Genomic DNA, 10909 nt, shown 5'->3' with positions numbered 1-10909 from the left:
TCGGTTGTCCTCACAAACCATCGATGATCAACGCGGTGGCCGTCCTCATGCCCACGCCACGCCCAACGCCGAAGCCAAGTGACGTTGGAGTACTAAGCCGCGAACGGCCCTCGCATCGGCTCGAACTGGCCTCAGCAACGTGCTGACCTCGGTCGGACCGGTCAGCACCTCTCGACGTTTCACACCTCTTGCCACGCTCATCTGCACCGACGCTGCACTAGTCGATCTTGAAGATGCATCGCCCGGGTGAGGTATGCCTGCTGGCACAACTGCGCGACCCCGACCGACCCACGCTAACCGCTTGACTCCTCATGTGAGGTCTGCGGTGGCACGACCCCTCGACGCCTAACCTGTTGTGCTCTGGCAAGCGCCTTGGCTCTGGCATGATCAGACGGACTGTCGGCGTCGATAAGAGGAAAGAGCTGCTTCTCGTACTCAAGAAGCGGCCGCCCCCCGTAAGTGGCCACAGCCTCCCCATTAGGCTCATTCCGCCAAATTACCCCGAAAAAATCCGCATTCATATGGCGATACACCTTCACCACCTGCGGAGCCCCTCCAACTGTCGGGTACTTCCCGCTTCGAATCATATCCCGCAGAACTTCAAACGGCTCCATATCTAACGCATCATTCATCGTCAGGCCGGACTTTGCGCGCAGCAAGTTAAATTCACGGAGGGCCTCTCCTGTCACATCGCCTCCGATTTGCACTTGCACACTCGCCTGCCCCTCCCTGTGCGAATCCCGTTTGAGTCGAACATACCTTCTTTCCTTCTTACTAAAAGCGTACTTCCATATCTGGAATTGCTGGTATCGCCAAGACCAACCCCCCAGAATGAACATCGTCGCAGCCTTCTCTAGGTACGCCGATTCAAGCAACACCCGATCGACCACTCTAATGTCCAGCATCTGATTAAGAACATTTTCAACAATGTCCGCCAGTTGAGTTATGTCATACCGCCGACTCGCAACTGCAGGACTTGCCTCGATGGCCCGTTGAACTTGAAGCATTGCCGGGTAAGCAATATCAGTAATTCCGGCGAATGCAAGAACTGCATCCGAACGCGGGAGGGACAGAATTTTGGGGCAGCAATCCCAGCGGGCTCCCCCTCCAGAGAGGCGACTGTCGCTCGCCACTACCATTTCTCGCACGTCTGAAGAGTTCCGCACCCATGCGAATACAAGCGTCACGAGCGCGATCTTAGCCTGGCCAGGGTGCGTGTAGCTATCCACCGCAGTCGTGATCCAAGATTCCCACACCCGCTCCGAGAAGCGGATGATGGTTCTCCCTCTCGAGCGCCTCGCCTTGCCCTGCTCGGGGGACCTGCTTGCGGTGCTCATCTTGTGGCCGCTGGGGCCGTGTAGAGGTCGACCGCGGGGCTACTCTTCCAGAGCCGCAACCCAGGCTTTGCAAGAATCAAGACTACGTCGGCCAACGTCGGTGACCGCCGCCGACCTGCTCGCGGGGCCGCCTCTTGTCAACCCGCCCCTCGGTCTGCCACCTCTGTCTGCCGCCGACCCACACCTCGATGGAGCGGGCTAGGGCCAGGGTGACAAGGTGGAGCGCCATACCGGACGAGTCTCAATGGCGGCTGTCAACCATCGGCGCCAGCGACGGCCGGCAGCCTGGGATTAGAAGAAGATCACGGACGGCTGCTCGGGTGGTCCCCTTCCGTGGTCGGAGTGTCGGCGCTTGTCGGCCCCCGTCGACCTTGGATGGCTGGCTTGGCTGTACGGATGGCTGTACAACCGATCATGGCAGTGGCTGTCCTACGAGCCAGCGGCCTCGGGCGACGCCCGCAAAGGGTTGCAACGAGGGCTGTTGAACTTCGTCTGTCGGGTCAGATATCCGACTCCCGGGAACGGCATTGGTGCCAGTTAGGGCTAGTCGGGCCACAGCCAAAGGGATAGCATCGCCCCGCATTGTTCGTGATCGAAGCTTGGAGCGTCATGACGGTCTCATCCGGCAATGGTGGCGAGATTGATGTCGAGATTGCGGATAAAGAGGGACGTCTAGAGCAATCGCGCTTCTACTTCAAGATAATAGCGACTTGGTCGCTGTTAAGTGCAATAGGCACGGCGCTGCTTGTTGCGGCCTTCTTTCTTGATAGCGACACCGCTGCGGGCGCTACGGCATTCCTGGTCCTGGTGTCTCCTATTTCATTACTCCTATCGCTCTTTATCCTTAAGTCTCAGCGCAATAAGTTGTTTGATCTGGAGCGCGAACTCAAGCGGCTTCGGGCGCAGCGTCGGTCAGGTGGCCAGGATGTGACGACCGTTGCGGGTTCTCGTTCTCGCCACCAAGCCACTAGGGCTCGTTACTGGACTGAGACATGGGAGTATGTCGAGGAGTCGCGAAAAGGTGCAGCAAAAAATCGGCGAATCCATAACCTGTTCCAGGCGATTATCATTCTCGGCTCTATTCTTGTGACGAGCTTGACCAGCGCGATGGCCAGCGCGAACCCTCTGGAGTGGATCACCATCGTTCTAAGCATTATGGTGACAGCTTCCGCTGGCTTCAGCAGCTACTTCAAGTTCAGAGAGCGCGGCTTCAATCTTCAGCAGACCGCAAATGCAATCGAAAAAGAGAGCAACTCCTTCGAGCTTCGAATTCGCGACTATGCCGAAACTGTCGAGGACGATGCAGCTATGCGCTTGTACGCCGAACGTATTGAGGATTTGAAGGAAGAGCAGCGGAACCGGGAGTTGCAACTAGAGCAGTCCCCCGATCGCAACCAGCAGATGCATCTGGGTGGGCAGCCCTCGGGAGCAGCGCCGTAGTCAGCGCTCTGCTGCACGAAGTCCGTTGCCATCCCGTCTGCCGCCGACCCACACACCGTGGAGCGGGCCAGGGCCAGGGTGACAAGGTGGAGCGCCCTACCGGACGAACGACCTTGTCACCCTGGCCCTGGTCTGCTCGGCTTGCCTGGGTCGGCGGTGGACGGGATGGCATCCCTCAACCACTACCACCCACGGCCGCAACCGTTCGGCAACTCCATCCTGGAGTCGTCTGGCCCCCGCCGGAGGCATAAGCCCTAACCCCAACCCCGCCCCACCCACAGCCCACCTTCCCCACCCTCACCTCTTCCCCACCTCGGACCCGTGAGCGGTCGACGTGATTCCGTTCGGCAACTCGCCCGCCCGGCCGTCGACCGGTCCGCGGTTCCCGTCGTGAGGCTGAATGCGTGACGCGAAGGTAGGACGTTGTCGTCCTGGTCCCGGTCGACCTCTGGGACTCGTCACCGGTTCCCTTCACGGAACCAGTGGGTGACGCGCGGGGCGGGCGTGGCGTTCGGGCCGGCTGACTTACCGCCCCGCCGCCGAAGGCGGGCGGGGCGGCGGCTCCGTCAGGAGCCGGTTACCGCGCCCGGCCCGCGCCGCGCGGAGCGCGCTTGATCTAGTACAGGCCAATTCGGCAACAGATCACGGGCGACTCCCGGCCCGACCACGGCCCAGCTTGGCAACGCCGACCTGACTCATCTCGCCAGCCCGATCGTCGCGGCGACGTGACGTAGTTGCGCCCGGGCTTTACTGGAAGATGCTGTGGCACTCTGCTCGCCACTGTCGGTGTAACCCATCGTCAAGCGCTGGCTGCCTCGCTGTTCGTTGCCCTGTCTCGGTCTCTCACCTCACCTCGACCTGCAACTGCGTGCAGTACGCCGCTGTCGCGTCGTCGTGCGTCTTTCCTCTCGGCCACCTCGCGCCGTTCAGATCAATGCGCTCCGCCTCGCGGACACGTTGGAGGATCGCGGCAGGCCCTTCGGTGGCGGCCATGCCGATCACCTCCGGCCATCCTGCAAGGTCGAACCGGTCGGTGATGCGACTGGCGCCATCGCTGAGCAGCAGGACGCTTCTCAGCTCGCGCACTGGGATCTCACCCGTGATCGCCTCGTGGGCCGCTTCCGGGTCCGCCGCAGCCACCCAGAACCCATCCGGCCGGTTCCGGTGCACGCGCATCGCGTCGACGTAGGCCCTTCGGGCTTCATCGTGCTCGGGGGTGCCGTTCTCGGCCGCATCCATCGCTGCCCGGTACGCCCGGCCGACTTCGTCCTCCCGGTTGTCGCACACGGCAACCGGCTCTCCTTCGGTGAGGTCCAGTAGGAGAACGCTGTCGGCCAGCACCAGGTACTGAAGGTCATCGGCAACGGTCCGGATCATGACGACCGTTGCCGACGGCGTGCCTGGGTCATCGAGATCGCAGGTGTTGGCATGCAGCGCAGCCGTCTCCCGGATGCCATCGGCCAGAATGGATGTCAGGTCCCTGTCTTCGTCGGGCAGACCGGCCGCCAGGGCGCCGCCGAGGTGTCGGGCGTACCAACTGACCCCGTGGTGGCACTTCGTGGTGGTGCCGGACAGGCCAGCACCGTCGAGCAGGACAACACCGTTCGTGGTGGCCGCGGTGAAGTCCTCGTTGGGTTCGTGAGGCTTGGCAGGGAGCGTCGCCAACGAGACGTGCATCATTCCTCCGGGTGGCGGTTGATGGGAGTCAACAACTGCACCTTGCGGGGTTCTTTCGTGTCGGGCTCGTACTCGGTGCCAACTAGGACCGAGAAGGTGTCGGTCTGGACCTCGCTGTACAGCTCACCGATGCGTGTGCAGATCAGGTGAACGACGCCGAGTGATCCCGCTGGGTGAATGCCGGTGAACACGATGAGCGACCCCTTGCCGTCCGGCCGTGGCAGTCGGCCGAGGTACGCGACGTCGGAGTTCTGTGGCGGGGTCTGGTCCTGGCCGGACCGATACGTGTTCCCGGCCTTGCGGTCGACTAGCGTCCACGGGCCGTCGGGGGCACGCTCGAAACTCAGTCTTCTGTCCTGGCTAAGCACGTCCGCCACCGGCTGAGAGATTCGGGGACCACAGATCACGATGAGGTTCGGTCGGTTGAGGTCGATCTCACCAGTGGTGGGCACGTGCTCGAAAGAGGGTTCCAGCCCGAGGTTGCGGGCCAGTTCGGCAAGACGCTGAGCACCGGTAACGTCCTCGAAGGCGACGACGGGCCGGGCCTTGATGGCTTCCTTCTTCAAGGGCGTCACGATGGTGACGTGGCCGGCCCCGAGAAAGGCTCCTTCGGCCGGCGGTCCTCCGTGACGGATCTGGTGGATTCGGCCACGCGTGAGGCCCACCCGCTCAGCGATGTGGGCGTACGACAGCCCTCCCTGATGCAGCTCATTGATGACTCTGCGGCGTAGTCGCGCGAGTTCGGTGACCTCCTCCTGGGCAACGGCCATGCGGCTCGTCGCTTCACGGAGCAGTTCGAACGGATCGCTGATCGCGGCAATACGATCCACTTCGTCTGTCATGTCCGTCCCAGCACTCGATTCAACTCAGGCGTCTAGCCCCCTTGACGCTCTCACCGTATCCAGCTAACGTGCTGTCTATCCCCCTAGACAGACCTCGGGACACGCTGGTCCAACTGTATAGGGGGGTATACAAGACCGCTACCGGCTGCGCCGGTGGCCGATCAAGAGGAGATCGTCATGGCCCTGAGGGGTGGTACGCGGTTCTCGGTTCCGTTCGAGGCGGTGTTTCCGCATGGTGCGGTGTTCGTGCCGGATTCGATCGCGGAGGCGCAGGACTTCAACGAGGCGACTCGGGTGCGGACGCCGGCTAAGGACAAGGTGACGGGTCAGCGGGTGTGGCAGTGCCGGGTGATGGACATGGATCCGGAGTTGGGTGCCCGCTCGCGTGAGGTGTCGATCAAGGTATTGGCGGATGTGCAGCCGGTGCCGCCGGTGGGTCCGTTCCAGCCGGTGGAGTTCGAGGGTCTGACCGTCACCCCGTACGTGGGTTCCAACGGCCGGTTGGCGTTCTCCTACCGGGCGACGGCCCTGGTCGCGCCGAAGACTCTCGCCGAGACGCGCGGTAAGGCTGCCTGAGGTGTCTAAGCGGAAGGCGACTGGTCAGGATCTGGCCAACATCGTCTCCGAGTGGGCGGTGACCCAGACCCACCGCGACGACGCCACTCGCGCGGCATGGCGTGCCCTGCCGCCGCATGTGCAGGGCCAGATCCACGGGTGGGCTGCGGATGAACGGCAGCGACGCGCGGACGGCATCACGATCACGGACTAGTTACCCGGCGGCGCGGCCTCTTGGCCTCGCAAACCTTCCGCCGCGCCGCCGGCCTCACCCCGTCAGCCCTTCTGAACCGTTGGGAGAGACCTCAATGATCCCCCGAAACCCGCCGGATCCGCGAACGCGGACCGTCCTGCTGCCCTGCGGTCGGCACTACGCCACCTTGTGGGGTGGAGTGTCCGCCCCGACCCGCTGCGACGACTGCCCTACGCCGGTGACGAGTGGGAAGGCCGGCTGATGTTCGGCCGGAAGCGCTCCGAATCGGAGCCGGTTCGTCGTGATCAGGTGATGAAGCTGATCAGCCTCGGGATGAAGGAGACCGACGCCGCTGATCGGGACATCGACAGTCCCGAGTTCGACTCGGCCAAGGCCGCGTTCGAGACCGCGATGGGCAAGGCGACCCCGGCGGAAAAGGCTGCCGCGTACGACGCGCTCAAACGGCACGGCTACTGACCCAGCTCGCCATGTGACTGGTGTCGCCGCACGCCGACCCCATCATCTGTGGTTCGGCGTGCGGGGCGAGGTCAGTCAGCCGACTGGCTCAGGTGGCCCGCCGAGAGTTGCAGCTCCCGGCGGGCCGATCGGAAGGACTGCGGAGGTCCCACCGATGGCCAAAGGTACTCGTCCTCCCTCGTGCACGTGTGGCAACTCGCGCGCGTGTGGCTACTGCCCGCAGATCGCGGTGACCGCGACTCGGCAGGGGCAGGTGTCCGGCGCTGGCCGGTCCGGTAAGGCCGGTCTCGACGCGGCGGCTCGTATCGAGCGCCGCAACAAGTAACAGCCCCAACTGATCGTGGTGCGGGGCGGCCCATGCCCTAGGAAGCCGGCCGCCCCGCTGCCCACCAATCCGTGTCGGCCTGGAAGGGCGGTTTCATCATGCCAAGAGAACTGGACTGGACTCGGACCGGCAGTGCCGGCGATCCGGTCCCCTGCGTGCTCTGCGGGAAACCGGCGATCTGCCGTAGCCCGAAGGGCACCCCCGTGCACAAGGTCTGCGCCGAAGCGTGGATCGAGCAGCAGCAGACCTCGGCGCCCAAGGCGGTGGCCTGATGCGGGCGCCGCTGGTGAACTTCCGCCGGTTCCAGATCTCCGCCCCGTGGCCGATCGTCTGGACCCTGACCGCCCTGTACCTGCTCGCCCGCTTTGCTGTCTTCGCGGTGCGTCTGCTGGTGGGCGCGGTACGGCACTGGCGTGCATGGCCGGTCGTCGCCGTGGCCCTGGTCGCCATCGACGGCTACCGGTCGCACGGCTGGTGGCCTCACCTCCTGGCCCTCCTCACCGCCGCTGCTGCCGCTGGCCTGTGGTGGTGGAGGGGCCGGGATTCGTTTCACCGCCTGGTGGTGCTCCGTGCGGTGACGCTGTGGCGGCGGGTGTGGGTGTACCGGCGTCAGTGGCACGAGGTGATGTCCCTGTGCGGGCTGGTGAAGAAGTACGACGGCGGGGAGAAGCTGCCGCGTCTGCTGTCGGTCCGCTGCTCGTATGCCACCGATGAACTGGTGGTGCGGATGCCGAAGGGCCAGAACCCGGAGGTCTACCACAAGGCCGCCCGCGATCTGGCGTACTCGTTCGGCACCCGCCACTGCCGCGTGTTCTCCGGCCGCCGTCAGGCACCACCGGCCCGCACGGGGCGTCTCGCGTGGCTGCTGCGGCTGGTGGATCGGGTCCGGTTCCGCGATCGGCCCCGCCAGGTGTGGTTGGTGCTCATCCGTCGTGACCCGCTGACCCGCGTCGTCGCTCCGCTGCCGGTGCCGGCGCGTCCGGACTTCACCGCTCTGCCGCTAGGGGTACGGGAGGACCTGGCCGTGTACTGCCTGCGGCTGCTGGCCACGCACGTGCTGATCGGTGGGGCCACACGCATGGGCAAAGGCTCGGTCATCTGGTCCCTGTTCCGTGCTCTGGCGGCAGGGATTCGGTCCGGGTTGGTGCGGGTGTGGGCGATCGACCCGAAGGGCGGCATGGAGCTGGCCATCGGCCGCCCCCTGTTCTCCCGCTACGTCGATGACGACTGGACCCGCATGGCCGACCTCCTGGACGACGCCGTCACCCGGATGCGCGCCCGACAGCAGGCGTTGCGAGGCAAGGTGCGGGTGCACACCCCCACCACCGACGAACCGCTGATCGTCGTCGTCATCGACGAGATCGCCGCGCTGTTGGCGTTCCTGCCCGACAGCGACATCCGCCAGCGCATCACCCAAGCCCTGGGCCTGCTCCTCACCCAAGGCGCCGGGCTCGGCGTGCTGGTCGTCGCCGCGACGCAGGACCCCCGCAAAGAGGTCGTGTCGGTGCGGGACTTCTTCCCCACCCGCATCGCTCTCGGCCTTACCGAACGCGCCCACGTCGATCTCCTGCTCGGTGACGGTGCCCGCGATCGGGGAGCGCTGGCGGACCAGATCCCCACCACGGCGAAGGGCGTCGCCTACGTCCTGCTGGACGGTCAACCGGAACCCGCGCGGGTGCGGTTCTCCTACCTGCCCGACGACGTGATCCGCGACATGGCCGCGACGTTCCCCGCCCCGCCGGAGATCACGCCGGATCCGATCGACGTCCCGGCGCCGACGGTCGTCAAGCCACGCACCAACGGCAACGGCAGGCACACGTACCGGCCGACGCCACCGAAGCAGGACACGCCACTGCTGCCGTCGTCGCTGCTCAACGCCCTCAACCTCGACCCGACCAGCAACGGAAGTGACCCCCGATGACCGACCACGAGCAGCCCGAGGGCACGCCCGTCCGGATGCCGTACGCCGACGAACCCGACCCGCCCGCCGTCGAGCCGCGCCGCTTCTACCGGCTGCGTGCCCCGCACGTGGAGAAGGCGTCCGTGCCGGTCACCGTCCGAGTCACCCCCGACGCCGACCTCTACCTGGCCGTCGGCTCCGGACGTCGCCGCATGTACCTGACCCCGAACGAGGCGTGGGCGCTGTGGCGGTGCCTCTCCGAAGCCGTCGCCTCGACCGGCGAACCGCCGGAGTGGATCCGCGTCCACATCACCCCCACCACCCGCTGACCCGGCCTGATTGGAGCGCTGCTGATGCGTACCCGACGCCTGTCCCGCCGGCCGATGCGCCGGACCTGCCTCGACCTCAACCACACCCACCCCGACCAGCACTGCCTCTACTGCAACCCCGACCCGCACGCGGCCGACATCATCGCCGCCGCCCTGCGCCAACACAGCGAGATCGCCGCCGAGGACGCCGAAGCGTGGGGGTGGGTCGCGTGAGCCGGGAGCCCTACCGGGAGGGCCAGGAGGTGTGGCTGGTGCCGACCCTCATGACCGCCCCGGCAGCGGCCTACCGGCAACCCGCCTGCGACGTCATCCGGATGACCACCGACAGCCGCGTCCTGCTGCGCCTACCCGACGGCTCCACGGTCGACACCGACATCCGCAACGTCCGCCGCACCCCACCCGCCGATCCGGCACCCCCGACCACCAAACCCCGACGCCGGCTGCCCATGACCCTGCCCGACGGCTACGCCGAACAACCCCTCTGGTGAACAGGAGGACCCGCCCGTGAACAACCACCAACTCTGGTCCTGGCTCCTCATGGCCGTCGGCGTGACCGGCCTCTACCTCGCCGGGAAACGCTCCTGGACCGGCTGGGCCGTCGGCCTCGCCGCCCAGGTGCTGTGGCTGGCCTACTCCCTGACCACACAGCAGTGGGGCTTCCTCGTCTCCTGCTTCGTCTACGGCGCCATCTACCTACGCAACCTGCGGGCCTGGCTCCGCCCCACCCCGACCACCACCACCCCCGAGCGGGAGGTGACCACGTGCGCCGGCTCCTGAACGCCGAACGTCTCGAAGGCGTCGCCCTGGTCCTCATCCTCCTGGCCGTGGGCGGCATGGCCGGCGCCGCGTCGTTCACCCACGTCAAGGACTGGACGATGGCCCACGCCCCCGCCGGCACGGGCGAGTGGTTCGGGTGGTCCAACGCGGTCATCTCCGAACTGATGCCCGCCGCCGCCCTACTGGTCATCCGCCGACGCCGACGCCGTGACCCACGCGCTTCCGTGGCCTACCCCCTGGTCCTCCTCGTCGCCGCGGTCGCCCTGTCGCTGGCCGCGCAGATCGCCGTGGCCAACGACAGCTTCTCCTCCCGGCTGCTGTCCTCGGTGCCCGCGCTGGCGTTCCTCGCCCTGTCCAAACTCATCCTCACCGGCGCCCCCAAAACCGCACCCACCGTCCCGGCCGCTGCGGCTGCTGCGGTGCGTCGGGAGGAGACCGCCGATGAGCCGGTCGACATGACCCCGGCGGACCTTCCCACCGAACCCGCCCCGGTCGTCGTCCCGGCCCCGGCTGCGGTGCCGTCGAGTCCGGTCGCGGTCCGGTCCGCGCTGGTGTCTTCGGTCGTCCAGACCCCCCGTAACGGCCACGTCTTCACCTCGGAGGTCACCCGATGACCCGCACCCACCTCGCCCGCGTCCAGCCCAGACCCGCCGTTCTGACCCGCCGCGTCGTCGGCACCCCCGCCGAGGTCGCCGCGACCGTCGCCCTGATCCGCGACTCCGGCCGACTGCTGTCCATGACCACCCCCCACCAGATCCCCGACGCCCCGGAGCAGGTGATGGTCACCGTCCGGTTCCTGGACACCCCCACCCCGGCTGCGCCGGTGGTGCGTCGACTGCGACGCGGACACGTCATCGCCGCCGCCACCGTCCCCGGCGTCGCCGCCGTGGCCGGGATCGGCTACGCCGCCTCCCAAGTCGCGCACGCAGTCCGGTCCGCCGCACCGCTGATCGCGGGCGTGGTCCTGGTCCTGGTCGTCCTCGCCGTTCTGCTGCGGTCCCGCAAGCCCGGCTGCGTCGGACTGCACTGCCCCGGCTGCAACCACTGACCACCGCTG

The 10909-nt window shown here is 66.3% G+C and carries 15 protein-coding genes; 12 read left to right on the top strand and 3 right to left on the bottom strand.

What is annotated here, in order from left to right; translation table 11 throughout:
• Positions 1–293 precede the first annotated feature (293 nt).
• Positions 294–1187 carry a hypothetical protein gene (locus ACZ31C_RS27255; protein WP_465797687.1) on the bottom strand — a complete coding sequence of 298 codons (894 nt, stop codon included), beginning with the start codon at positions 1185–1187 and terminating at the stop codon, positions 294–296.
• Positions 1188–1925: 738 nt separating this feature from the next.
• Here ACZ31C_RS27255 and ACZ31C_RS27250 point away from each other — a divergent pair.
• Complete coding sequence (locus tag ACZ31C_RS27250) at positions 1926–2777, top strand: DUF4231 domain-containing protein (protein WP_465797695.1); 852 nt, start codon at positions 1926–1928, stop codon at positions 2775–2777.
• Between the two features lie 843 nt (positions 2778–3620).
• Here the strand turns inward: ACZ31C_RS27250 and ACZ31C_RS27245 are convergent.
• Positions 3621–4454 carry a protein phosphatase 2C domain-containing protein gene (locus tag ACZ31C_RS27245; RefSeq protein WP_465797686.1) on the bottom strand — a complete coding sequence of 278 codons (834 nt, stop codon included), beginning with the start codon at positions 4452–4454 and terminating at the stop codon, positions 3621–3623.
• Positions 4454–5296: a sigma-70 RNA polymerase sigma factor region 4 domain-containing protein gene (locus ACZ31C_RS27240; RefSeq protein ID WP_465797685.1), complete on the bottom strand. Its 843-nt coding sequence runs from the start codon at positions 5294–5296 to the stop codon at positions 4454–4456. The genes ACZ31C_RS27245 and ACZ31C_RS27240 overlap by 1 nt, the downstream gene beginning before the upstream one ends.
• 177 nt (positions 5297–5473) lie before the next feature.
• On the opposite strand from ACZ31C_RS27240, the gene ACZ31C_RS27235 reads away from it, so the two are divergent.
• From ACZ31C_RS27235 to ACZ31C_RS27185, 11 genes are all read left to right on the top strand, one after another.
• Entirely contained in the window at positions 5474–5872 is a 399-nt protein-coding gene (locus ACZ31C_RS27235) for a transcriptional regulator (RefSeq protein ID WP_396696349.1), read from the top strand.
• Between the two features lies 1 nt (position 5873).
• Entirely contained in the window at positions 5874–6065 is a 192-nt protein-coding gene (locus ACZ31C_RS27230; RefSeq protein WP_396696347.1) for a hypothetical protein, read from the top strand.
• A 291-nt stretch (positions 6066–6356) separates the two neighbouring features.
• Positions 6357–6521: a hypothetical protein gene (locus ACZ31C_RS27225; protein WP_396696345.1), complete on the top strand. Its 165-nt coding sequence runs from the start codon at positions 6357–6359 to the stop codon at positions 6519–6521.
• Positions 6522–6944: 423 nt separating this feature from the next.
• Positions 6945–7118 (top strand): hypothetical protein, encoded by a 174-nt coding sequence (locus ACZ31C_RS27220; RefSeq protein WP_465797684.1) that lies wholly within the window; start codon positions 6945–6947, stop codon positions 7116–7118.
• On the top strand, positions 7118–8767 hold the full coding sequence (locus tag ACZ31C_RS27215; RefSeq protein ID WP_465797683.1) for an FtsK/SpoIIIE domain-containing protein: 1650 nt from the start codon (positions 7118–7120) through the stop codon (positions 8765–8767). Before ACZ31C_RS27220 ends, ACZ31C_RS27215 begins: the two co-directional genes overlap by 1 nt.
• Positions 8764–9075: a spread protein gene (locus ACZ31C_RS27210; RefSeq protein WP_465797682.1), complete on the top strand. Its 312-nt coding sequence runs from the start codon at positions 8764–8766 to the stop codon at positions 9073–9075. Before ACZ31C_RS27215 ends, ACZ31C_RS27210 begins: the two co-directional genes overlap by 4 nt.
• A 24-nt stretch (positions 9076–9099) precedes the next feature.
• Positions 9100–9288 carry a hypothetical protein gene (locus ACZ31C_RS27205; RefSeq protein WP_465797681.1) on the top strand — a complete coding sequence of 63 codons (189 nt, stop codon included), beginning with the start codon at positions 9100–9102 and terminating at the stop codon, positions 9286–9288.
• Positions 9285–9563: a hypothetical protein gene (locus ACZ31C_RS27200; RefSeq protein ID WP_465797680.1), complete on the top strand. Its 279-nt coding sequence runs from the start codon at positions 9285–9287 to the stop codon at positions 9561–9563. The genes ACZ31C_RS27205 and ACZ31C_RS27200 overlap by 4 nt, the downstream gene beginning before the upstream one ends.
• 16 nt (positions 9564–9579) lie before the next feature.
• Positions 9580–9852: a hypothetical protein gene (locus ACZ31C_RS27195; protein WP_465797679.1), complete on the top strand. Its 273-nt coding sequence runs from the start codon at positions 9580–9582 to the stop codon at positions 9850–9852.
• Positions 9837–10466 carry a hypothetical protein gene (locus ACZ31C_RS27190; protein WP_465797678.1) on the top strand — a complete coding sequence of 210 codons (630 nt, stop codon included), beginning with the start codon at positions 9837–9839 and terminating at the stop codon, positions 10464–10466. The genes ACZ31C_RS27195 and ACZ31C_RS27190 overlap by 16 nt, the downstream gene beginning before the upstream one ends.
• On the top strand, positions 10463–10900 hold the full coding sequence (locus ACZ31C_RS27185; RefSeq protein ID WP_465797677.1) for a hypothetical protein: 438 nt from the start codon (positions 10463–10465) through the stop codon (positions 10898–10900). Before ACZ31C_RS27190 ends, ACZ31C_RS27185 begins: the two co-directional genes overlap by 4 nt.
• The last annotated feature ends 9 nt before the right edge of the window (positions 10901–10909 follow it).

This window comes from Micromonospora sp. NPDC023869, from assembly GCF_055559695.1.
Note: the sequence above shows the minus strand (reverse complement) of the source record. Positions and strands in the feature narration are given on the sequence as shown.

What these genes read in the sequence shown, in the direction of transcription:
- ACZ31C_RS27215 (WP_465797683.1), top strand. Translation starts at nt 7,118, where the DNA reads ATGCGGGCGCCGCTGGTGAACTTCCGCCGGTTCCAGATCTCCGCCCCG.
- ACZ31C_RS27220 (WP_465797684.1), top strand. Translation starts at nt 6,945, where the DNA reads ATGCCAAGAGAACTGGACTGGACTCGGACCGGCAGTGCCGGCGATCCG.
- ACZ31C_RS27235 (WP_396696349.1), top strand. Translation starts at nt 5,474, where the DNA reads ATGGCCCTGAGGGGTGGTACGCGGTTCTCGGTTCCGTTCGAGGCGGTG.
- ACZ31C_RS27185 (WP_465797677.1), top strand. Translation starts at nt 10,463, where the DNA reads ATGACCCGCACCCACCTCGCCCGCGTCCAGCCCAGACCCGCCGTTCTG.
- ACZ31C_RS27225 (WP_396696345.1), top strand. Translation starts at nt 6,357, where the DNA reads ATGAAGCTGATCAGCCTCGGGATGAAGGAGACCGACGCCGCTGATCGG.
- ACZ31C_RS27210 (WP_465797682.1), top strand. Translation starts at nt 8,764, where the DNA reads ATGACCGACCACGAGCAGCCCGAGGGCACGCCCGTCCGGATGCCGTAC.
- ACZ31C_RS27205 (WP_465797681.1), top strand. Translation starts at nt 9,100, where the DNA reads ATGCGTACCCGACGCCTGTCCCGCCGGCCGATGCGCCGGACCTGCCTC.
- ACZ31C_RS27245 (WP_465797686.1), bottom strand. Translation starts at nt 4,454, where the DNA reads ATGCACGTCTCGTTGGCGACGCTCCCTGCCAAGCCTCACGAACCCAAC.
- ACZ31C_RS27240 (WP_465797685.1), bottom strand. Translation starts at nt 5,296, where the DNA reads ATGACAGACGAAGTGGATCGTATTGCCGCGATCAGCGATCCGTTCGAA.